Source organism: Pseudomonas sp. GW821-FHT09E04, assembly GCF_059416185.1.
Map to the genome: position 1 here is coordinate 1 of NZ_JBWKOR010000005.1, position 21,089 is coordinate 21,089.

Consider the following 21,089-nt stretch of genomic DNA (forward strand, 5'->3'; position numbering starts at 1 on the left):
TTCCAGGCTTCGATGACCTGAAGCAAGCCGCTGTCGAAAACTGCGTAACTCATTGAGTTTCAAGGAGTTTTTCGTTTTGACTGCGCCGGAAGTGGGGCGAATTATAGGCCTCCAGAATCTGCCGTCAACCTCTATTTTCATAAATCTGTCATATCGGTCAAAAAAGCCCTGAAACGCAAAGGCCGACCTTAAAAGGTCGGCCTTCTTTGCATTGCCCTTCTACTTACAAGCTAGGGAAAGCGAATTGCGAAGCCTCATGGCTCGCACGCTGCGGCCAGCGCTGGGTGATCGCCTTGCGACGCGTGTAGAAGCGCACGCCATCCGGACCATAGGCATGCAGGTCGCCGAACAGCGAACGCTTCCAGCCGCCGAAGCTGTGGTAAGCCACCGGCACTGGCAGCGGTACGTTGACACCGACCATGCCGACTTCAATCTCGTCACAGAACAGACGTGCCGCCTCACCGTCACGGGTGAAGATGCAGGTGCCGTTGCCGTATTCGTGATCGTTGATCAGTTGCATTGCCTCTTCCAGGCTGTTCACCCGAACGACGCACAGCACCGGCCCGAAGATCTCTTCTTTATAGATGCGCATCTCAGGGGTGACGTTGTCGAACAGGCAGCCACCCAGGAAGAAGCCTTCCTCATGACCTGGCACGCTCAGGCCACGACCATCGACCACCAGGGTCGCGCCCGCCGCCACGCCATCTTCGACATAACCGCTGACCTTGTCGCGCGCCTGACCGGTGACCAGCGGCCCCATGTCCAGACCACACGAAGTACCGGCACCGATTTTCAGCGCCTTGATCTGTGGAACCAGTTTGGCCACCAGTGCGTCGGCTACCTGGTCGCCCACACACACGGCCACCGAAATCGCCATGCAGCGCTCGCCGCAGGAACCGTAAGCAGCGCCCATCAATGCGCTGACCGCGTTGTCCAGATCCGCATCCGGCATCAGTACTGCGTGGTTCTTCGCGCCGCCCAGAGCCTGCACGCGTTTGCCACGCTTGGTGCCTTCGGAATAGATGTATTCGGCAATCGGCGTCGAACCCACGAAGCTCAGCGCTTTGACTTCCGGCGCTTCGATCAGCGCGTCCACCGCAGTCTTGTCACCGTGCACGACACTCAGCACGCCTTTCGGCAGACCGGCTTCCAGCAGCAGTTGAGCGATCAGCAGGGTCGAGCTTGGATCACGCTCGGACGGCTTGAGGATGAAGCAGTTACCGCAAACGATCGCCAGCGGATACATCCACAGCGGCACCATCGCCGGGAAGTTGAACGGCGTGATGCCGGCCACCACGCCCAGCGGCTGGAAGTCAGACCAGGCATCGATGTTCGGGCCGACGTTACGGCTGTATTCGCCCTTGAGAATTTCCGGCGCTGCGCAGGCGAACTCAACGTTCTCGATACCACGCTTCAGCTCACCGGCAGCATCTTCCAGCGTCTTGCCATGTTCTTCACTGATCAATTGCGAGATGCGCGCTTCGTTCTGCTCCAGCAGCTGCTTGAAGCGGAACATCACCTGGGCGCGTTTGGCCGGTGGCGTGTTGCGCCAGGCCGGGAACGCAGCCTTGGCGGCATCGATGGCGTGCTGGATGGTTTCGCGGCTGGCCAGCGGCAGCTTGTGGATAGCCTGACCGGTGGAAGGGTTGAACACATCAACTGCGCGACCGTTCTCGGTCACCAGTTCGCCATTGATCAAATGCGGGATAACGCTCATCGGGGAACTCCTGAATTCTTGTGCGCAGACGCCCGCGAGGGGCGCCTGCTATTGGCGTATCTATATAGAAGGAAAAATCAGTCGAGCTTGTTCAGCACTTCGCCGACCGCGTCGAACAGACGATCAAGGTCTTGCGGCTTGCTGTTGAAGGTTGGGCCGAACTGCAGGGTGTCGCCGCCGAAGCGCACGTAGAACCCGGCTTTCCACAACGCCATACCGGCTTCGAATGGACGCACGATGGCGTCGCCGTCACGACCCGCGATCTGGATCGCACCGGCCAGACCATAGTTACGAATGTCGATGACGTTCTTCGCACCTTTCAGACCATGCAGGGCATTTTCGAAATGCGGTGCGACTTCGGCCACGCTCTGTACCAGATTTTCCTTTTGCAGCAGGTCGAGTGCCGCCAGGCCAGCGGCGCAAGCCACCGGGTGCGCGGAATAGGTATAGCCGTGCGGGAATTCCACGGCGTATTCCGGGGTCGGCTGGTTCATGAAGGTCTGGTAGATCTCGGAGCTGGCAATCACCGCGCCCATCGGGATCGCGCCGTTGGTGACTTGCTTGGCGATGCACATCAGGTCCGGGGTCACGCCAAAGGTGTCGGCACCGAACATGTTGCCGGTACGGCCGAAACCGGTGATCACTTCGTCGAACACCAGCAGGATGCTGTGCTGATCGCAGATTTCGCGCAGGCGCTTGAGGTAGCCCTGTGGCGGCACCAGTACGCCAGCGGAACCAGCCAGTGGTTCAACGAACACCGCAGCGATGTTCGAAGCATCGTGCAGTTCGATCAGCTTCAGCAGCTCATCGGCCAGGGCGATACCACCCTGCTCCGGCATGCCACGGGAGAAGGCATTGCTCGCCAGCAAGGTGTGCGGCAGGTGATCGACATCCATCATCGCCTGACCGAACAGCTTGCGGTTACCGTTGACGCCGCCGAGGCTGGTGCCGGCGATGTTCACACCGTGGTAGCCACGGGCACGGCCGATCATTTTGGTCTTGGTCGACTGACCTTTCAGACGCCAGTAGGCACGGACCATTTTCACCGCGGTATCGGCGCACTCGGAACCGGAGTCAGTGAAGAACACGTGATTCAGGTTGCCCGGAGTCAGCTCGGTGATTTTCTCGGCCAGTTGGAACGACAGCGGGTGACCGTACTGGAAGCCCGGCGAGTAATCGAGGGTGCCCAACTGTTTGGCCACCGCTTCCTGGATTTCCTTGCGGGTATGCCCGGCGCCGCAGGTCCACAGACCGGACAGCGAGTCGTACACCTTGCGGCCCTTGTCGTCGATCAGCCAGCTGCCTTCGGCACCGACGATCAGACGCGGGTCGCGCTGGAAGTTGCGGTTGGCGGTGTACGGCATCCAGTGCGCGTCCAGCTTCAGTTGGCTGGCCAGTGGCGACGACGCGTTTTCAGGCATGTTCATCGGGCAAAACCTCGCAGGGCAATAAGCTTCAGGGAGATAGAAAGCGTTGTTGCAGCTAAATTGCCACGGGGATAAAGTCGGTGAAATCCAACTTTTCTAACCTTCAGTTAGAACCCTGCTAAACAATGAGAACAACAGCATGAGCAGCCGCCGCCCCGATCCACTGGCCCAGGTCAGTGACTTTGACATTCGCCTGCTACGGATTTTTCGCAGTGTGGTCGAGTGCGGCGGCTTCTCCGCAGCGGAAACCGTGCTCGGCATCGGTCGCTCGGCGATCAGCCAGCAAATGAGCGATCTCGAACAACGCCTGGGCCTGCGTCTGTGCCAGCGCGGGCGCGCCGGTTTCTCCCTGACCGAAGAAGGTCGCGAGGTCTATCAATCGGCGCTGCAGCTTTTAAGTGCGCTGGAAAGTTTCCGCACCGAGGTCAACGGCCTGCACCAGCACTTGCGCGGCGAGCTGATCATCGGTCTGACCGACAACCTCGTCACCCTGCCCCACATGCGCATCACCCACGCGCTCGCACAGTTGAAAGAGCGCGGGCCGGACGTGCAGATCCAGATCCGCATGATCGCCCCCAATGAAGTCGAACAAGGTGTGCTCGACGGTCGCCTGCATGTCGGCGTGGTGCCGCAGGCCAGTGCGCTGTCGGGGCTGGAATATCAGCCGCTGTACAGCGAACGCTCGCTGCTTTATTGCGCGGTCGGCCATCCGTTGTTTTATGTCGATGACAAACAGCTGGACGACGACCGCCTGAACAGCCAGGACGCCATCGCCCCGACCTTCCGTTTGCCGGCGGAGATACAGGCGCACTATCAGGCGCTCAATTGCACGGCCAGCGCTTCCGACCGTGAAGGCATGGCGTTCCTGATTCTGACCGGGCGTTACATCGGCTATCTGCCGGATCATTACGCCAGCCTCTGGGTGCAACAGGGGCGGCTGCGCGCGCTCAAGGCCAACACGCGTTTCTATGATTTGAGCCTCGCCTCGGTCACCCGCAAAGGCCGGCGTCCGCATCTGGTGCTGGAAAGCTTTCTCGAAAGCCTGGCCGCCACGCGCTGACGACCGGGGTTTTATTCGCCCGGGGCTTGTCGCAGGCCGATGGTTGCGCTATCAACGCAACTGGTTGCACCCCACAGACAAACCCGGAAGTGCCTATGACCTTTGAAGTCCCCGCTCACGGCGGCAAACCTGCCAGCCGCATTCGTCAGAAGAACGAAGAGACCATCATCAAAGCCGCCGAAGACGAGTTCGCCCGTCACGGGTTCAAAGGCACCAGCATGAACACCATCGCCACCAAGGCCGGGTTACCCAAGGCGAATCTGCATTACTACTTCACCAACAAGCTCGGGTTGTACGTGGCGGTGCTGAGCAACATCCTCGAGCTGTGGGACAGCACCTTCAACACCCTGACCGCCGAGGACGATCCGGCCGAAGCCCTGACCCGCTACATTCGCGCGAAAATGGAGTTTTCCCGCCGTCAGCCGCAAGCGTCGCGGATCTTTGCGATGGAAGTGATCAGCGGCGGTGAATGCCTGACCGAGTATTTCAACCAGGACTACCGCGCCTGGTTCCAGGGCCGGGCCGCGGTGTTCCAGGCGTGGATCGATGCCGGCAAGATGGACCCGGTGGATCCGGTGCACCTGATCTTCCTCTTGTGGGGCAGTACGCAGCATTACGCCGACTTCGCCACACAGATCTGCCGAGTGACCGGTCGCAGCAAATTGACCAAACAGGACATGGACGACGCCGGCACCAACCTGATCCGCATCATCCTCAAAGGCTGCGGCCTCACTTCTTCTATATAAGTCGTTTTATGCCATTCACCCTCAGCGGCTTCTGCGAATTTCGCGAAGAGATTCGCAAAAGCCGTTTCATCACCTTCGCCGCACCGATCGGCAGCCCTGCCGACGCGCAAACCTTCATCGAGCAGCACAGCGACTTGAACGCGTCGCACAATTGCTGGGCATGGAAACTCGGTGATCAGTACCGTAGCAACGACGACGGCGAACCGGGCGGTACGGCCGGACGGCCGATTCTCGCGGCCATCGAAGCGCAGGACTGCGATCAGGTCGCAGTACTGGTGATCCGCTGGTACGGCGGCATTCAACTGGGCACCGGCGGATTGGCCCGGGCCTATGGCGGCGGGGCCAACAAGTGCCTGCAAGCTGCAGCGAAAGTCGAACTGATCAGCCGTGTGCCCCTGCGTTGTGCCTGCGGGTTTGCCGAACTGGCGCTGGTGAAGTTGCGGGTGGCGGATCTCGGCGGTCTGGTGGTGGAGGAAAACTTCACCGCCAACGGTGTCGAATTACAGCTGGCAGTGGGCGAAGCGCAGATCCCGTTGCTGCAAAACCAACTGGCGGATCTCAGCCGTGGACGCATCCTGCTCCAGCGCTGAACACCTGCAATATTTCGGGGCACGACACGATTCGCTTATTCCACCGAGTTGCCCACATCAGCTGTGCACCCGACTGTGGATAACCTGAGCACACACCGCTGTAACCCTTCTGTCACGTGGCTTTGCGCGATTTGTTCACTTTTCGCCCAAACCACGTGAAAAAAGTTTAATTCCAAGCAAAAACAATCAGTTAGATCTGTTTATCGCCATTGGGAGATAGCACCGATGCGCTTATGCCAAGGTTTTCCGATTGCGCACAAATACTGTGGAGCAACCTGTGGATAACCCGTTCATGACTCCCTTAGCCGCAGGTGCTGCTTGGCTCCGGCGGTATTGCTCGTTTTTTAACCAGATTTTCACGAACAAAACTGGAGCCTGATCAACGGCTTTGCGCTCAATTGGTGCTGCCCATCCGGGCAATTTTGCATTCGATGCTCTACGCAAAGGGTCGCCGGGCAAGGGTCTGACGGGTTCCTGACTCAATGGCCAGGAAATTGCTTTATCCACAGGCACAACTCCAAGCAAGCCGAGCCTGTCATGCACAACGCCACGCCCACCCCGCGCCTGCAACTGCGCCGCATCAGCAAACGTTATCCCGGTTGTCTGGCCAACGATGCCATCGATCTGAGCATCGCCCCCGGTGAAATCCACGCCCTGCTGGGTGAAAACGGCGCGGGTAAAAGCACGCTGATGAAGATCATCTACGGCGTCATCCAGGCCGACTCGGGTGAAATGCTCTGGCAAGGGCAACCGGTGAACATGCGCAACCCGGCCCAGGCCCGGCAGTTGGGCATCGGCATGGTGTTCCAGCATTTCTCGCTGTTCGAAACCCTGACCGTGGCGCAGAACATTGCGCTGGCGATGGGCCCGGCGGCCGGGACGCCGAAACAGCTTGAACCGAAAATCCGTGAGGTGTCCCGGCGTTACGGCATGGCGCTGGAACCGGAGCGACTTGTCCACAGCCTGTCGATCGGCGAACGCCAGCGAGTGGAGATCGTCCGTTGCCTGATGCAGGACATTCGCCTGCTGATTCTCGACGAACCGACTTCAGTGCTCACGCCGCAGGAGGCCGAGGAACTGTTCATCACCCTGCGCCGGCTCGCGGCCGAGGGCTGCAGCATTCTGTTCATCAGCCACAAACTCGGCGAGGTGCGTGCCTTGTGCCACAGCGCCACGGTTCTGCGCAGCGGCCGGGTGGCCGGGCAATGCGTACCGGCCGAATGTTCCGACCGAGAGTTGGCGCAACTGATGGTCGGCGAGTCGGCGGCATTGATCAGCGAGTATCCGAAAACCAGTGGCGGCGCGACATTTTTGCAGGTCAGCGGATTGAACTGGCACAACCCCGATCCGTTCGGCTGTTCGTTGATCGACATCGACTTGCAAGTGCGCAGCGGCGAAATCGTCGGCATAGCCGGTGTGGCGGGCAACGGTCAGGATGAATTGCTGGCACTGCTGAGCGGCGAGCAAATCCTGCCCCGCGATGCAGCGCAAACCATCTGTTTCCGAGAACGCGCCGTCGCTGATCTACGTCCGGAGGCGCGACGCAAACTCGGCCTGGCTTTCGTCCCCGCCGAACGCCTCGGGCACGGCGCGGTCCCGGAGTTGAGCCTGGCGGACAACGCCCTGCTCACAGCCTTTCAACAAGGGCTGGTCAGCCACGGGTTGATCGAGCGCAACAAAGTCGAATCCCTCGCCGAGTTGATCATCCAGCGCTTCGGCGTGAAAACCCCGGACACCCAAACTGCCGCCCGCAGCCTGTCCGGCGGCAACCTGCAGAAATTCATCCTCGGTCGGGAAATTCTTCAGCAACCGAAACTGCTGATCGCGGCGCACCCGACCTGGGGCGTGGACGTCGGCGCGGCGGCCGTGATCCATCGCGCCCTGATCGCCCTGCGCGATGCCGGCGCGGCGATCCTGGTGATTTCCGAAGACCTCGACGAACTGTTCCAGATCAGCGACCGCCTGGGTGCGCTCTGCGGCGGGCGAATGTCGGCGCTGCAAGACACGGTGCAAACCCGAATCAGCGATGTCGGTGGCTGGATGGCCGGCCAGTTCCACAGCCCTCAACCACAACCCGCCACGGTTTAACGGAGTTTCCCATGCTGCTTTCCCTCGAACCCCGTGGCCGGCAATCGCGCCTGATGCTGTGGTGCTCGCCGCTGTTGGCGGCGGTGCTGACCCTCGGTTGTGGCTCGCTGCTGTTCATCGCCCTCGGTCATGATCCGCTGCAAACCTTGCACACCTTGCTGATCGCGCCGGTCAGCGACTTGTATGGCGTCTCCGAATTATTGGTCAAGGCGTTGCCGATCCTGCTCTGTGCCCTCGGTCTGGCGGTGGCCTATCAGGCGCGAATCTGGAACATCGGCGCCGAAGGTCAATTGTTGCTCGGTGCGTTGGCCGGCAGTGCGCTGGCGGTGAACATCATCGATATGCAGAGCCGTTGGGCCTTGGTGTTGATCCTGCTCACCGGCACGTTCGCCGGCGCCGCGTGGGCCGGGCTAACCGCCTGGTTGCGCACGCGCTTCAATGCCAACGAAATCCTCACCAGCATCATGCTCAATTACATCGCGCTGAACCTGCTGCTGTTCTGCGTCCACGGGCCGTTGAAGGACCCGGCCGGGTACAACTTTCCCGAGTCGGCGATGTTTGGCGACGCCAGCCGCTTGCCGCTGTTGATGGAGGATGGTCGGGTTCACGCCGGGGTGTATTTCGCCCTGCTCGCGCTGGTGGCGGTGTGGGTGTTGTTGCAGAAAAGCTTTGTCGGCTTCCAGATCAAAGTGCTCGGGCTGGATAAACGCGCGGCAGGATTTGCCGGGTTTCGCGAGAAGCGTCTGATCTGGCTCGCACTGCTGATCAGCGGAGGATTGGCGGGACTTGCCGGGGTCTGCGAAGTCACCGGACCGATCGGGCAACTGGTGCCGCAGGTCTCGCCGGGCTACGGCTATGCGGCGATCACCGTGGCGTTTCTCGGCAGGCTCAATCCCATCGGCATTCTGTTTTCCAGCCTGTTGATGGCGCTGCTGTACATCGGCGGCGAGAGCGCGCAGATGACGCTGAACCTGCCGCAGGCGATCACCCAGTTGTTTCAGGGAATGATGCTGTTTTTCCTGCTGGCCTGTGACGTGCTGATCCTCTACCGACCCCGACTGAACCTGCGCTGGGCCCGACGCACTTCAACCACCGCCGTAACCGCCGGAGCGCTGTGATGGACATCGATCTGCTGAGCAATGTTTTCTACGCCATGGTGCGTTGCGGTACGCCACTGCTGCTGGTGGCGCTGGGTGAACTGATCTGCGAAAAGAGCGGCGTTCTCAACCTCGGGCAGGAAGGGATGATGCTGTTTGGTGCGGTGATCGGTTTCATCGTCGCGTTCAACAGCGGCAACCTGTGGCTGGGCGTGGTGTTGGCGATGCTTGCCGGGATGCTGTTGTCGTCGCTGTTTGCCCTGGTGGCGCTGGTGTTCAACGCCAATCAGGTGGCGACCGGGCTGGCGCTGACGATTTTTGGTGTGGGCCTGTCGACCTTTGTCGGCGCTGCGTGGGTTGGCAAACCGCTGGCGGGATTCGAGCCGCTGGCGATTCCTTACTTGAGCGAAATCCCACTGATCGGCCGCATGCTGTTTGCCCAGGATCTGCTGGTGTACCTGTCGTTCGCGCTGTTTGCGCTGGTGGCGTGGGTTATCGTGAAAAGCCGTATCGGGCTGATCATTCAAGCGGTCGGCGAGAATCCTGATGCGGCCAGTGCCATGGGTTTGCCGGTGCTGACCGTGCGTACGCTGGCCGTATTGTTCGGCGGGGCGATGGCCGGACTGGCCGGGGCTTATCTGTCGCTGGCGTACACGCCGATGTGGGCCGAGAACATGACCGCCGGGCGTGGCTGGATCGCGCTCGCGCTGGTGGTGTTCGCCAGTTGGCGGGTGTGGCGACTGTTGCTCGGGGCGTATCTGTTCGGACTCGCCAGCATCCTGCACCTGGTGGCGCAGGGGTTGGGGCTGGCGATTCCTTCAAGCTTGCTGGCGATGCTGCCGTACGTCGCAACCATTCTGGTGCTGGTGTTGTTGTCGCGGGATGCGGTGCGTACACGGTTGTACGCGCCGGTGTCACTGGGACAGCCGTGGCAAGCCGGACATTAAGCCGTGACGGCCCGCGACAGCGACCGAACAGGCAACGCCTGAGCAATGCCCCACGCCACTTCGAGAACCAGGAAACCCACCACCAACGAACTGGCGCCGTGGGCCAGGGCATACGCCATCCACGCCGCGAACAGAAATCGCGTCACCGCGTCATAGCGCCCATAAACCGGCTGCGGATCACGAATCCGCAGCACCGACCACATGCACACCACAGAACCGAACAGATTCGCCATCAACAGATGCGCAGGTTCGAACGCCGGCAACTCACCGGGCAATTCCAGCGCCTGACTCAACGCCGTCAACAACCCATGCAACACAGCAAAACTCCATGGCGTGACAAACGCCACTGTCACGATCAAGTCATACCAGGCACTGCCGCGCACCAACTGTCGATACTGCGTTGAAGTCCACATCATCCTTGCTCCGAAAATTCAGGGAGCAATCACGGTAAAGCCTGGAGTATGCTCCAGGGTCAAACACTTTCGAGACCTGCAAGATGCGCATCGGTGAGTTAGCCCAGACCTGCGATGTCAGCCGTGACACGCTGCGTTTCTACGAGGAGCGCGGATTGATTGCGGCGCAACGCAGCGCCAACGGTTATCGCGACTATCCGCCGGAAATGGTGCAACTGGTGCTCTACATCAAAACGGCGCAGCGTCTGGGCTTTACCCTTGGCGAGATCGGCAGCAGCGTTGGCGCGTTGTGGCAATCGCCAAACCCCGACACCACCGTCACGCAACTGCTGCAAGACAAACTCAAGCTGGTCGAAACCCGCATGGCTGAACTCGGTGAGCTGCGCCAGGAATTGCAGCATCGGCTCGGTCAACGTTGTCCATTGAACCCGTGATCTTTCAACTTTCAAGGAAAGCCAATCATGTCCGCACTGAATCCTGCCAAGCACGCACTGATCATCGGCGCCTCCCGGGGCCTGGGTCTGGGTCTGGTGAAAACCCTGCTGGCCGACGGCTGGCGAGTCACCGCCACGGTTCGCAATCCTGCGAACGCCGAGGCGCTGAAATCACTGGGCAACGTGCAGATCGAAAAACTCGACATGGACGACCAGCAAGCCGTGATCGCCCTGAGCCAGCAACTCAAGGGCGAGACCTTCGACCTGCTGTTCGTCAATGCCGGGGTCAAAGGCCCTGAAGTGCAGACCCCGGGCGGCGCGACGCTGGCGGAAGTCGGTCAGTTGTTCTTCACCAACGCCGTGGCGCCGATCAACCTGGCCCAGCGTTTCGTCGGGCAGATTCGCGACGGCAGCGGCGTGCTGGCGTTCATGAGTTCGGTGCTCGGCAGCGTGACCATGCCCGACGCGCCGGAACTGGCGCTGTACAAGGCCAGCAAAGCGGCGCTGAACTCGATGACCAACAGCTTCGTCACGCAGTTGGGCGATCAGAAACTGACTGTGCTGTCGCTGCATCCGGGCTGGGTGAAAACCGACATGGGCGGCGAAGGCGCCGACATTGACGTCGACACCAGCACCCGCGGCCTGGTGGATCAGGTGGACGCGTTTGCCGGCAAGGGCGGCCATCACTTTGTGAACTACAAGGGTGAAACCATTCCCTGGTAAACACTGGACCCTGTGGGGGCTCACTCCCACAGGGTTATCCCGGTGTCTGGTCGGGTTGGGCTTGCCCGTCGCAACATTTTGTTCGAAACTCCGCACCTCGTCCTTCGCGGCGACCCTGGATCAGCAGACAGGGCAACACTGAGCTGGCAACCCTGAACCCAACTTTCAGAGGAGCCGGCCACAATGCCTGCGACCCGTATCTGGTTAAAAAATCCCCTCGCCATTTTCACGGCCAACGGTCTCGACGCCCGTGGCGGTCTGGTGCTGCAAGACGGTGTGATTACCGAAGTGCTCGGCGCCGGCCAGCAACCGTCGACCCCGTGCAATGAAGTGTTCGACGCCCGTGAACACGTGATCCTGCCGGGCCTGATCAACACCCACCACCACTTCTATCAGACCCTGACCCGCGCCTGGGCGCCGGTGGTCAACCAGCCGTTGTTTCCGTGGCTGAAAACCCTCTACCCGGTGTGGGCGCGCCTGACGCCTGAAAAACTCGCCCTCGCCACCAAAGTCGCGCTGGCCGAGTTGCTGTTGTCGGGTTGCACCACCGCTGCCGACCACCATTACCTGTTCCCGGATGGCCTGGAAAACGCCATCGACGTGCAAGTCGAAACCGTGCGCGAACTGGGCATGCGCGCCATGCTCACGCGCGGTTCGATGAGCCTCGGCGAGAAGGATGGCGGCCTGCCTCCGCAGCAGACCGTGCAGGAAGGCCAGGTGATTCTCGACGACAGCCAGCGGCTGATTCACGAGTACCACGAACGTGGTGACGGCGCGCAAATCCAGATCGCCCTGGCGCCGTGCTCGCCGTTCTCGGTGACCCCGGAAATCATGTCCGCCAGCGCCGAACTGGCGAACAAACTCGATGTGCGTCTGCATACTCACCTCGCCGAAACCCTCGACGAAGAAGACTTCTGCCTGCAACGCTTCGGCCTGCGCACCGTGGATTATCTGGACAGCGTCGGCTGGCTCGGCCCGCGCACGTGGCTGGCCCACGGCATCCACTTCAACCCCGACGAAATCGCCCGCCTCGGCGCGGCCGGCACCGGTATCTGCCATTGCCCGAGCTCGAACATGCGTCTGGCGTCCGGCATCTGCCCGAGCATCGACCTGACTGATGCCGGCGCACTGTTCGGTCTCGGTGTGGATGGTTCGGCGTCCAACGATGCGTCGAACATGATCCTCGAAGCCCGCCAGGCCCTGTACATCCAGCGCCTGCGTTACGGCGCCGAGAAGATCACCCCGGAACGCGTGCTGGGTTGGGCGACCAAGGGCTCGGCGAGTCTGTTGGGTCGTACCGACATCGGCGAACTGGCGGTTGGCAAGCAGGCGGACCTGGCGTTGTTCAAGCTGGATGAACTGCGCTTCTCCGGCAGTCATGACCCGATTTCGGCGTTGCTGTTGTGCGGCGCGGACCGCGCGGATCGCGTGATGGTCGGCGGCAAGTGGCGCGTGGTTGACGGGCAGGTTGAGGGGCTGGACCTCAAAGGCCTGATTGCCGATCACAGCCAGGCGGCTCGCCAGTTGATCGCCGGCACCTGATCTCCCCCCTCTGATCGTTCCCACGCTCCGCGTGGGAATGCATACCGGGACGCTCTGCGTCCCAGCGTAGGACGCGGAGCGTCCTTTGCGGCATTCCCACGCAGAGCGTGGGAACGATCAATCACAACCCCAGCAGCGACAACATGATGAACGTCGCAAACAACACAAAATGGGTCATGCCCTCAATGGCATTGGTCTCCCCGTCATTGAGGTTGATCGCGCTGACGATCAGCGTGATGAAGATCATCACGGTCTGCACCGGGGTCATCGCCATCTGAAACGGCTGACCGGTGTAGAGCGCCATCGCTTCCATCACCGGCACCGTCAGGATCACTGTCGACAACGACGCGCCCATCGCAATGTTGACCACCGACTGCATGCGATTGGCCAGCGCCGCGCGCAACGCGGTCAGGATCTCCGGCGCCGCCGAAATCGCCGCCACCAGAATCGCCGTGATCACCGGCGGTGCGCCCGTCCCTTCCAGGCCCAGATCGAGGGTCTTGGACATCACCTCGGCCAGTGCGCCGATCACCACCACACCGAACACCAGAATGCCGATCGACAGCGCCAGGCTGACCGGTTTCGGCTCCTGCTCCACCGGCTCTTTCTTGCGGCGTTTATCCGGGTAGCTGTAGCTGAAAAAGTAGCTGTGCGGGCCGACCTGCATGCGCAGGAACAACGTATAAAGCACCACCATCGCGCCGATGGTGAACGCCGAATAGATTTTCCAGTCGGCCTCGGGAATGAACTCCGGTACCACCATCGACACACCCATGGCGGTGAGAATCATCACGCTGTAACTGCGGGCCGAATCATCGTTGTAGGACTGCTCGCCATGCTTGATCCCGCCCATCAATGCGGCGAGACCGAGGATGCCGTTGATGTCGAGCATGACCGCCGAATAGATCGTGTCGCGCACCAGCGTCGGCGAGGCTTCGTTGCTCATCATGATCGCCAGGATCACCACTTCAACCAGCACGGCGGCGAGGGTCAGGATCATCGTGCCGTAAGGGTCGCCGACTTTTTCCGCGAGCAATTCGGCCTGATGGGCGACGCGCATCGAGGCGGCGACGATAAACGCGATCAATACCAGCCCGCCGGTCAAGGCGACGACCTGGCCACTGTGCAGCAACCAGTGTTCCAGCGGATAGGCCACGAGAGCGGCGATCAGGGCCAGCAGCAGAAAGCTTTCTTGCTTGAGGATCGTGAGCATGGCGGGCCTGCGGGCGCTGGGGACGAATGAGTGACTGACTGCGGGGCGGCGCTAATAGTTCGTTACACCTTAGCGCACCACGGAATGGCAGCCGGTTCGGCAGGTGCACTTTATTGGCCTTGGCGGCCTCATCGCGAGCAAGCACGCTCCCACGGGTGATCGTGCTCCCATGTGGGAGCGAGCTTGCTCGCAAAGGCCTCGCCTCGATTTCAACTCTATTTGTTGTCCGCTTGGTCAGCCTTTTGCATTGCCCTCCCCACACACAACAAAAGGGAGTTCGCGTTCATGCAAAAACGTCCACTGCAAACACTGCTGTGCATCGCCATGGGCCTTGGCCTCAGCCTGAGCGCCAGTGCCGCCGATCCACTGAAAGTCGGCTTCGTCTACATCGGCCCCATCGGCGACCACGGCTGGACGTATCAGCATGAACAGGGGCGCAAGGCGCTGGCGGAAAAACTCGGCACGCAGATCACCACCAACTACGTGGAGAACGTCGCCGAAGGTGCCGATGCCGAGCGGGTGATCCGCAACATGGCCAAGGACAACTACGACCTGATCTTCACCACGTCTTTCGGCTACATGAACCCGACGGTGAAAGTCGCCAAACAGTTTCCCAAGGTGACCTTCGAACACGCCACCGGCTACAAACAGGACAAGAACCTCGGCACCTATCTCGCGCGTACCTACGAAGGCCGTTACGTCGGCGGTTTCCTCGCGGCGAAAATGACCAAGACCAAGAAGATCGGCTACGTCGCCTCGTTCCCGATCCCGGAAGTGATCCGCGACATCAACGCCATCCAGCTGGCCCTGAACAAGTACAACCCTGGCACCGAAATCAAAGTGGTGTGGGTCAATTCGTGGTTCGATCCGGGTAAAGAGGCCGACGCCGCCAACGCGCTGATCGACCAGGGCGTGGACGTGGTGTTCCAGCACACCGACAGCCCGGCGCCGATTCAGGCCGCCGAACGGCGCGGCGTCTATGCCGTGGGCTACGCTTCCGACATGGCGCACTTCGGCCCGAAAGCGGTGCTGACCTCGATCGTCAACGACTGGGCACCGCACTACATTCAGGCGACCCAGAGCGTGATCGACCACAACTGGAAATCCCAGGACTACTGGGGCGGGTTGAAGGAAGGCACGGTCGAACTGCCGATCAGCGATCTGGTGCCGGCGCCGGTGAAGGCCGAAGCCGAGCAGATCATCGCGGACATCAAGAGCGGCACCTTGCAACCGTTCACCGGGCCGATCAAGGATCAGGCCGGGGTCGAGAAAATCCCGGCGGGTGTGAGCGCGACCAATGTGGAACTGGCGTCGATGAACTACTACGTCGAAGGCATGAAGGCCGAGATGCCGAAGTAATCCACCTGACGCCGACCTGACCCTGATCGTTCCCACGCTCTGCGTGGGAATGCAGCCCGGGACGCTCCGCGTCCCTGCCAAAGCGGACGCGGAGCGTCCATTGAGGCATTCCCACGCGGACGGTTCGACGCCTCGACGTGGGAACGATCCCCCTTTTACCTTTCAAGGATTTTGTATGGATCAGCTTCCAATCATCGACATCAGCCCGCTCTACTCCGACGACCAGAACGCTTGGTCCGCCGTCGCCGAACAGATCGACCACGCCTGCCGCGAATGGGGCTTCTTCTACATCAAGGGTCACCCGATTTCTGCGCAGCGAATCGAATCCCTGCTCGATCACGCACAGCGCTTCTTTGCGCAACCGGCAGAAGAAAAACTCAAGATCGACATCACCCAGACTGTCCATCACCGCGGCTACGGCGCCATCGCCACCGAGCAGCTCGACCCGGACAAACCCAGCGACCTCAAGGAAACCTTCGACATGGGTCTGCACTTGCCGGCCGATCATCCCGAGGTGCTGGCGGAAAAACCCTTGCGCGGCCCCAACCGCCATCCGGCCATTCCCGGTTGGGAAACGCTGATGGAGCAGCACTACCTCGACATGCAGGCCCTCGCGCAAACCCTGCTGCGAGCCATGACCCTGGCACTGGACATCGAGCGCGACTTCTTCGACACGCGCTTCAACGAGCCGGTCAGCGTACTGCGGATGATCCATTACCCGCCGCGTCACACCGCCAGTTCCGCCGAACAGCAGGGGGCCGGTGCGCATACCGATTACGGCTGTATCACTCTGCTGTATCAGGACGCGGCCGGCGGCTTGCAGGTGAGAAACGTAAAAGGCCAGTGGATCGACGCACCGCCCATCGACGGCACGTTCGTGGTCAACCTCGGCGACATGATGGCGCGCTGGAGCAACGACCGTTATCGCTCGACCCCGCACCGGGTCATCAGCCCGCTCGGCGTGGATCGCTATTCGATGCCGTTCTTCGCCGAGCCGCATCCGGACACGAGTATCGAATGCCTGCCCGGTTGCCAGGACGCACAGCATCCGGCGAAATATCCGACCACCACCTGCGCCGAATTCCTGCTGTCACGCTTCGCCGATACCTACGCCTATCGAAGGGAGCAGGAAGCGGTGTGATGGATCGGTTGGTCAGGTTTTGCCAATTGTTTCGGCGCGCATCTGTAGAATGCCGTCATTGCACCTGATGAGAAAAGAATATGTACGACTGGCTCAACGCCCTGCCCAAGGCCGAACTGCACCTGCACCTCGAAGGCTCGCTGGAGCCCGAGCTGCTGTTCGCCCTGGCCGAACGCAACAAGATCGCCCTGCCGTGGAGCGACGTCGAGACACTGCGCAAGGCTTACGCCTTCAACAACCTGCAGGAATTCCTCGACCTGTATTACCAGGGCGCCGACGTGCTGCGCACTTCCCAGGATTTCTACGACCTGACCTGGGCCTACCTGCTGCGCTGCAAAGAACAGAACGTGATCCACACCGAACCGTTCTTCGATCCGCAGACCCACACCGACCGTGGCATCCCGTTCGAAGTGGTGCTCAACGGCATCGCCGCCGCGCTGAAGGATGGCGAGCAGCAACTGGGCATCACCAGCGGTTTGATCCTGAGCTTCCTGCGCCACCTGAGCGAAGACGAAGCGCAGAAAACCCTCGACCAGGCACTGCCGTTCCGCGATGCATTCGTCGCCGTGGGCCTGGACAGTTCCGAGATGGGTCACCCGCCGAGCAAGTTCCAGCGCGTGTTCGACCGTGCCCGTCACGAAGGCTTCCTGACCGTCGCCCATGCTGGCGAAGAAGGCCCGCCGGAGTACATCTGGGAAGCCATCGACCTGCTGAAAATCCAGCGCATCGACCATGGCGTTCGCGCCATCGAAGACGAGCGCCTGATGCAGCGGATCATCGACGAGCAGATCCCGCTGACCGTGTGCCCGCTGTCGAACACCAAACTCTGCGTGTTCGATCACATGTCCCAGCACAACATCCTCGACATGCTCGAGCGCGGCGTGAAGGTCACGGTGAACTCCGATGACCCGGCGTACTTCGGGGGTTATGTCACCGAAAACTTCCATGCCTTGCACGAACATCTGGGCATGACCCAGGATCAGGCCAAACGCCTGGCACAAAACAGCCTGGATGCGCGGTTGGTAAAACCGTAACAGCACAAAGCCGTTCGAACACGCCCGTGTTCGAACGGCTTTTCAGGTCTCAGCGCACAACCGCTTCAGTCAACTCTTCCAGCGTCTTGCCCCGGGTCTCCATCCCGAACAGCCACACCACCCCCGCCGCCACCGCAAAGCACAACGCCCCCAACGCAAATACCCCGCCCTGCCCGGTGATCGGGAACACCAGACCAGTGATCAGCGGCCCGAGCAGCGAACCCACGCGCCCGATGGCCGAGGCGAAACCCGAGCCCGTCGCACGTGCCGATGTCGGGTACAACTCCGGCGTGTAGGTGTAGAGCACCGCCCACATGCCGAACAGGAAAAACTGCATCAACAGGCCCGAGCCGATCAGCAGCCCGACATTGCCGCCGAACACCGCACTCTGGCCGTACAGAAACGCCATCACCCCGCCGCCCAGCAACGTGACGATGCACACCGGTTTACGCCCCCAGCGCTCCACCAGCCACGCCGCCATCAGAAACCCGGGTATCCCGCCGAGGGAAATCAGCACCGTGTAATACACCGACTGAGTGACCGCGAACCCCGACTGTTGCAGCAACGCGCTGAGCCAGGACGTCAGTCCGTAGAACCCGAGCAATGCAAAGAACCACAGACTCCAGAGCATCATCGTGCGCTGGCGGTACAGCGGCGACCAGATCTGGCCGAGGGCCGAAAGGAAGTTGCCCGGTGGCGTGATCACCCGAGGCAGGCGAACCGGCTCCGGCAACGCAGCCCCGCCAAGCGACGCCCGTACCCGGTCCTCAATGGCGCACAACACCTTGTCCGCCGCGTCATGCTTACCCGCCTGCTCCAGCCAGCGTGGTGATTCGGGAATGAAAAAGCGGATCGCCAATACAAATACCGCCGGCACCGCCAACACCAGAAAGATGTCGCGCCAGCCAATCAGCGGCAGCAGGAAATACGACAGCACGCCAGCAGCGACAAACCCCAGCGGCCAGAAGCCGTCCATCAAGGCGATGTAGCGCCCGCGACGCCGGGCCGGAATCAGCTCGGACAACATCGACTGGGCAATCGGAAACTCCATGCCCATGCCGATCCCCAGCAGGATGCGGAACAGGGTCAGACTCTCGACCGTTTGCGCCGTAGAGCACAGGTAACTAGCCACCCCCCACAACACGATGCTCCACTGAAACACCGGTTTACGGCCGAAACGATCAGCCAGCAATCCGGACAGCGATGCGCCCAGCACCATGCCGAAAAAACTCGAACTGGCGAGCAGCCCGGCTTCGGCGCTGCTCAGGCCGAATTCGGTTTTGATCGAGCCGAGCAGGAAGGTCATCATCGCCAGATCCATGGAATCGAAGAAAAACGCCAGGGCGATGATGATGAATATGATCCGGTGATAACCGCTGACCGGCAGGCGTTCCAGTCGATCCGCCGCGCTGAAGCTTCCCGTGTCCATGCCACCCCTCCATCCGAAATATCTGCGGATCGAGTGTGCGCGATAGCCGTTCAGCCTTTGTGCCAGATGCGACCTGTTCGCAGCCGTAGGCGACGCCAGTCATCCGGGCAATGGTACACAGCGCTCTACAATGCCATTTCCAGCTCGGTTTCCCGGGCGAATCGATGAATTTCCCGCTGCCCCGCCGCCGTCAGTTGCAGGGCGCGGGAATCGTTGGGCAGCATCAACCAGCCGGACTGCATGAACAGCTGCAACAACGCCGCCCCCAGCGAACCGCCCATGTGCGGGCGTCGCTCGCTCCAGTCCGGGCACGCGCAAGCCACCTGAACATTGCGATGAGCCAGCGCCTGGATGAAGACCCCGCGACTGGCCAACTGTGTCGAGCCCTTGTGGGTGACTACCACCCGATGTTCAAGCTGTTCGATCCAGCCGGCATCGAGCAGGCGCTGGTACAGGTCGGCCGCCAGCGTACCGCCCAGATGATCGTCGCAAAAACGCGCACGCAGCAGGGAAGACGGCGCGGCCTGTGGTCTGGCAATGGGTGTGGCGCGCTTGAACACGTCGGGAACCTCCCGCGGCGCGCTGGCAAGCGTGGCGCTGGCCAGGGCCTCGATGGCCGCGCCGACTTCCGGAGCCGCCAGGCGAAAGAAGCGCTTGCGCCCGCGAGCCTCGACCTTCAACAGACCGCCCGTGGACAAGCGCCCCAGATGCGCGCTGGCCGACGAGGGCGACAGCCCCGCCAACAGAGCCAGTTCCTCGGTCTGCCGGGCCGAGCCATCCATCAACGCCCACATCATTGCGCTGCGTTTGGGATCGGCCAGCAACGTGGCGATCTGGCTGATGCAAGGTGCATGTTCCATGTATTCACTCCCTGTTGAATCGTATCGTCTACTGCTCAGAGACATCTTGACCAGTAATCAGTCGTCGGCCAAGCCGCGCAAAACGCCTTGATCCGAGGCAAGGCAACACACTGCCACCCGGCATTCGCAGTAATTGATGCAACCCTCACCGCTGCCCGGTCAGTGCCGGTCCGAGCGAGCCTGTTCCCGCGTGCCGGTGCAGGCTTCAGGCGGTCGCTAGTATAAGCGGGTTGCTCGCGGCGTCCTGCGCCGGAGCGGGTACGGCTGGTGATTGTTCCTGACAGAAATTTCGCTATTTACCTGCGACTAATGATCAACCTGCGGAAAAACGGGAAATCGGCTACTCAGTTCGGCGCAACGGCTGGCGAGCATCTCCCTCAGAAGGTTCACCGGCTTACTCAATTGTGCGCGATGGGCGCACAGCAGATTCAGCGGAGCCCGCTCGCAGAGCAGGCCGGGCAACAGCACTTTCAATCGCCCGGCGAGCACATCGTCGGCCACATCCAGCCAGGATTTGTAGGCGATGCCCGCCCCCGCGACGGCCCATAACCGCACCACGTCGGCGTCATCGCTGAAGCGGTCGCCACTGACGGTCAGGCTGACTTCGCGTTTGCCGTCATGAAAACTCCAGTGGTCATGCACCCGACTGCCCAGCATGTACAACAGGCAATTGTGCTGCGCGAGCTGTTCCAGTTGAGTCGGCTCGCCGTGTTTCGCCAGATAGCCGGGAGAGGCACACAGCACCCGCCGGTTCTGCGCAGCGATGGGCAATGCGACCAGACTGGAATCCTCCGGTTCGCCATAACGCAGGGCGATGTCCACCGGTTGGCGAAACAGATCGGCGATGCGGTCGCCCAACAGCAGACGCACCGTCAATTTCGGGTGTTCACGCTGAAACGCATCAAGCCACGGCAACAGCAGGTTGCGGCCGAAATCCGACGGTGCCGACAGTTGCAGAATCCCGCTGACCTGGTCCTGACCGCTGGCCAGCAGACGACGGCCTTCATCCAGGTTGCTCAGCGCCGCCCGGGCGTATTCGAGGAAGCCTTCACCCTCGGAGGTCAGGCGCAAACTGCGGGTGGAACGCGCCAGCAACCGTGCCCCGAGTTGTTGTTCGATACGCTTGAGCGCCGCGCTGGCCACGGCGGCGGACATGTCCATCACCCGGGCCGCCGCCGACAGGCTGCCCAGATCCGCCGCCCGGACAAACAACTGCAAGTCATCGAAACGCAGCATTTCAGCCTCGATTATCAAAAAAATATTGAAAGA

Annotated in this window: 19 protein-coding genes; 12 read left to right on the forward strand and 7 right to left on the reverse strand. The window is 61.2% G+C overall.

Annotation, left to right across the window (positions count from 1 at the left end):
* Window positions 1–223: 223 nt before the first annotated feature.
* Together AC07N4_RS18845 and aptA are read right to left on the reverse strand one after the other, a co-directional pair.
* Window positions 224–1,717 carry a CoA-acylating methylmalonate-semialdehyde dehydrogenase gene (locus tag AC07N4_RS18845; protein ID WP_096819678.1) on the reverse strand — a complete coding sequence of 498 codons (1,494 nt, stop codon included), beginning with the start codon at window positions 1,715–1,717 and terminating at the stop codon, window positions 224–226.
* Between the two features lie 77 nt (window positions 1,718–1,794).
* On the reverse strand, window positions 1,795–3,144 hold the full coding sequence (aptA, locus tag AC07N4_RS18850; RefSeq protein WP_096819679.1) for an omega-aminotransferase AptA: 1,350 nt from the start codon (window positions 3,142–3,144) through the stop codon (window positions 1,795–1,797).
* A 139-nt stretch (window positions 3,145–3,283) separates the two neighbouring features.
* Between aptA and AC07N4_RS18855 the strand changes: the two genes are divergently transcribed.
* From AC07N4_RS18855 to AC07N4_RS18880, 6 genes are all read left to right on the forward strand, one after another.
* Window positions 3,284–4,204, forward strand: a complete 921-nt coding sequence (locus AC07N4_RS18855) for a LysR family transcriptional regulator (protein WP_102622767.1) — start codon at window positions 3,284–3,286, stop codon at window positions 4,202–4,204.
* 95 nt (window positions 4,205–4,299) lie between these two features.
* A complete protein-coding gene (locus tag AC07N4_RS18860) occupies window positions 4,300–4,950 on the forward strand; it encodes a TetR/AcrR family transcriptional regulator (protein ID WP_102622766.1) in 651 nt (216 codons plus the stop codon).
* An 8-nt stretch (window positions 4,951–4,958) separates the two neighbouring features.
* On the forward strand, window positions 4,959–5,540 hold the full coding sequence (locus AC07N4_RS18865; protein ID WP_102622765.1) for an IMPACT family protein: 582 nt from the start codon (window positions 4,959–4,961) through the stop codon (window positions 5,538–5,540).
* A 537-nt stretch (window positions 5,541–6,077) separates the two neighbouring features.
* Window positions 6,078–7,628 carry an ABC transporter ATP-binding protein gene (locus AC07N4_RS18870; protein WP_493065758.1) on the forward strand — a complete coding sequence of 517 codons (1,551 nt, stop codon included), beginning with the start codon at window positions 6,078–6,080 and terminating at the stop codon, window positions 7,626–7,628.
* A gap of 11 nt (window positions 7,629–7,639) precedes the next feature.
* A complete protein-coding gene (locus AC07N4_RS18875; protein ID WP_096819684.1) occupies window positions 7,640–8,746 on the forward strand; it encodes an ABC transporter permease in 1,107 nt (368 codons plus the stop codon).
* The gene (locus AC07N4_RS18880; protein ID WP_493065759.1) at window positions 8,746–9,672 is read left to right on the forward strand and encodes an ABC transporter permease; all 927 of its coding nucleotides are present in this window, start codon (window positions 8,746–8,748) and stop codon (window positions 9,670–9,672) included. Before AC07N4_RS18875 ends, AC07N4_RS18880 begins: the two co-directional genes overlap by 1 nt.
* Here AC07N4_RS18880 and AC07N4_RS18885 read toward each other — a convergent pair.
* On the reverse strand, window positions 9,669–10,085 hold the full coding sequence (locus AC07N4_RS18885; RefSeq protein WP_493065760.1) for a hypothetical protein: 417 nt from the start codon (window positions 10,083–10,085) through the stop codon (window positions 9,669–9,671). The two genes, AC07N4_RS18880 and AC07N4_RS18885, sit on opposite strands and share 4 nt — an antisense overlap.
* A gap of 83 nt (window positions 10,086–10,168) precedes the next feature.
* On the opposite strand from AC07N4_RS18885, the gene AC07N4_RS18890 reads away from it, so the two are divergent.
* The 3 genes from AC07N4_RS18890 (at window position 10,169) to AC07N4_RS18900 (ending at window position 12,784) form a co-directional block, all read left to right on the forward strand.
* Window positions 10,169–10,519, forward strand: coding sequence for a MerR family transcriptional regulator (locus AC07N4_RS18890; RefSeq protein WP_096819687.1), 351 nt, complete (start codon window positions 10,169–10,171; stop codon window positions 10,517–10,519).
* Between the two features lie 36 nt (window positions 10,520–10,555).
* Window positions 10,556–11,242, forward strand: coding sequence for an SDR family oxidoreductase (locus tag AC07N4_RS18895; RefSeq protein ID WP_273535468.1), 687 nt, complete (start codon window positions 10,556–10,558; stop codon window positions 11,240–11,242).
* A 183-nt stretch (window positions 11,243–11,425) separates the two neighbouring features.
* Complete coding sequence (locus tag AC07N4_RS18900) at window positions 11,426–12,784, forward strand: 8-oxoguanine deaminase (protein ID WP_249482458.1); 1,359 nt, start codon at window positions 11,426–11,428, stop codon at window positions 12,782–12,784.
* A 121-nt stretch (window positions 12,785–12,905) separates the two neighbouring features.
* Here the strand turns inward: AC07N4_RS18900 and AC07N4_RS18905 are convergent, their stop codons facing one another.
* Window positions 12,906–13,997: a calcium:cation antiporter gene (locus AC07N4_RS18905; RefSeq protein ID WP_102622760.1), complete on the reverse strand. Its 1,092-nt coding sequence runs from the start codon at window positions 13,995–13,997 to the stop codon at window positions 12,906–12,908.
* A 285-nt stretch (window positions 13,998–14,282) separates the two neighbouring features.
* Here AC07N4_RS18905 and AC07N4_RS18910 point away from each other — a divergent pair, with 285 nt between their 5' ends.
* The 3 genes from AC07N4_RS18910 to AC07N4_RS18920 all read left to right on the forward strand — a co-directional run bounded on the left by AC07N4_RS18910 (window position 14,283) and on the right by AC07N4_RS18920 (window position 17,531).
* On the forward strand, window positions 14,283–15,356 hold the full coding sequence (locus tag AC07N4_RS18910; RefSeq protein ID WP_192559694.1) for a BMP family ABC transporter substrate-binding protein: 1,074 nt from the start codon (window positions 14,283–14,285) through the stop codon (window positions 15,354–15,356).
* A gap of 175 nt (window positions 15,357–15,531) precedes the next feature.
* Entirely contained in the window at window positions 15,532–16,497 is a 966-nt protein-coding gene (locus tag AC07N4_RS18915; protein WP_493065761.1) for a 2-oxoglutarate and iron-dependent oxygenase domain-containing protein, read from the forward strand.
* Window positions 16,498–16,577: 80 nt separating this feature from the next.
* Window positions 16,578–17,531: an adenosine deaminase gene (locus AC07N4_RS18920; RefSeq protein WP_011332312.1), complete on the forward strand. Its 954-nt coding sequence runs from the start codon at window positions 16,578–16,580 to the stop codon at window positions 17,529–17,531.
* 49 nt (window positions 17,532–17,580) lie between these two features.
* On the opposite strand, the gene AC07N4_RS18925 is transcribed toward AC07N4_RS18920, so the two are convergent.
* The 3 genes from AC07N4_RS18925 to vimR form a co-directional block, all read right to left on the reverse strand.
* Complete coding sequence (locus AC07N4_RS18925; RefSeq protein ID WP_493065762.1) at window positions 17,581–18,960, reverse strand: MFS transporter; 1,380 nt, start codon at window positions 18,958–18,960, stop codon at window positions 17,581–17,583.
* 125 nt (window positions 18,961–19,085) lie between these two features.
* Window positions 19,086–19,820: an ArsR/SmtB family transcription factor gene (locus AC07N4_RS18930; protein ID WP_096819695.1), complete on the reverse strand. Its 735-nt coding sequence runs from the start codon at window positions 19,818–19,820 to the stop codon at window positions 19,086–19,088.
* A gap of 306 nt (window positions 19,821–20,126) precedes the next feature.
* The gene (gene vimR, locus AC07N4_RS18935; protein ID WP_273535436.1) at window positions 20,127–21,056 is read right to left on the reverse strand and encodes a transcription regulator VimR; all 930 of its coding nucleotides are present in this window, start codon (window positions 21,054–21,056) and stop codon (window positions 20,127–20,129) included.
* Between the last annotated feature and the right edge of the window lie 33 nt (window positions 21,057–21,089).

What these genes read in the sequence shown, in the direction of transcription:
- AC07N4_RS18845 (WP_096819678.1), bottom strand. Translation starts at nt 1,717, where the DNA reads ATGAGCGTTATCCCGCATTTGATCAATGGCGAACTGGTGACCGAGAAC.
- aptA (WP_096819679.1), bottom strand. Translation starts at nt 3,144, where the DNA reads ATGAACATGCCTGAAAACGCGTCGTCGCCACTGGCCAGCCAACTGAAG.
- AC07N4_RS18855 (WP_102622767.1), top strand. Translation starts at nt 3,284, where the DNA reads ATGAGCAGCCGCCGCCCCGATCCACTGGCCCAGGTCAGTGACTTTGAC.
- AC07N4_RS18860 (WP_102622766.1), top strand. Translation starts at nt 4,300, where the DNA reads ATGACCTTTGAAGTCCCCGCTCACGGCGGCAAACCTGCCAGCCGCATT.
- AC07N4_RS18865 (WP_102622765.1), top strand. Translation starts at nt 4,959, where the DNA reads ATGCCATTCACCCTCAGCGGCTTCTGCGAATTTCGCGAAGAGATTCGC.
- AC07N4_RS18870 (WP_493065758.1), top strand. Translation starts at nt 6,078, where the DNA reads ATGCACAACGCCACGCCCACCCCGCGCCTGCAACTGCGCCGCATCAGC.
- AC07N4_RS18875 (WP_096819684.1), top strand. Translation starts at nt 7,640, where the DNA reads ATGCTGCTTTCCCTCGAACCCCGTGGCCGGCAATCGCGCCTGATGCTG.
- AC07N4_RS18880 (WP_493065759.1), top strand. Translation starts at nt 8,746, where the DNA reads ATGGACATCGATCTGCTGAGCAATGTTTTCTACGCCATGGTGCGTTGC.
- AC07N4_RS18885 (WP_493065760.1), bottom strand. Translation starts at nt 10,085, where the DNA reads ATGTGGACTTCAACGCAGTATCGACAGTTGGTGCGCGGCAGTGCCTGG.
- AC07N4_RS18890 (WP_096819687.1), top strand. Translation starts at nt 10,169, where the DNA reads ATGCGCATCGGTGAGTTAGCCCAGACCTGCGATGTCAGCCGTGACACG.
- AC07N4_RS18900 (WP_249482458.1), top strand. Translation starts at nt 11,426, where the DNA reads ATGCCTGCGACCCGTATCTGGTTAAAAAATCCCCTCGCCATTTTCACG.
- AC07N4_RS18905 (WP_102622760.1), bottom strand. Translation starts at nt 13,997, where the DNA reads ATGCTCACGATCCTCAAGCAAGAAAGCTTTCTGCTGCTGGCCCTGATC.
- AC07N4_RS18910 (WP_192559694.1), top strand. Translation starts at nt 14,283, where the DNA reads ATGCAAAAACGTCCACTGCAAACACTGCTGTGCATCGCCATGGGCCTT.
- AC07N4_RS18915 (WP_493065761.1), top strand. Translation starts at nt 15,532, where the DNA reads ATGGATCAGCTTCCAATCATCGACATCAGCCCGCTCTACTCCGACGAC.
- AC07N4_RS18920 (WP_011332312.1), top strand. Translation starts at nt 16,578, where the DNA reads ATGTACGACTGGCTCAACGCCCTGCCCAAGGCCGAACTGCACCTGCAC.
- AC07N4_RS18925 (WP_493065762.1), bottom strand. Translation starts at nt 18,960, where the DNA reads ATGGACACGGGAAGCTTCAGCGCGGCGGATCGACTGGAACGCCTGCCG.
- AC07N4_RS18930 (WP_096819695.1), bottom strand. Translation starts at nt 19,820, where the DNA reads ATGGAACATGCACCTTGCATCAGCCAGATCGCCACGTTGCTGGCCGAT.
- vimR (WP_273535436.1), bottom strand. Translation starts at nt 21,056, where the DNA reads ATGCTGCGTTTCGATGACTTGCAGTTGTTTGTCCGGGCGGCGGATCTG.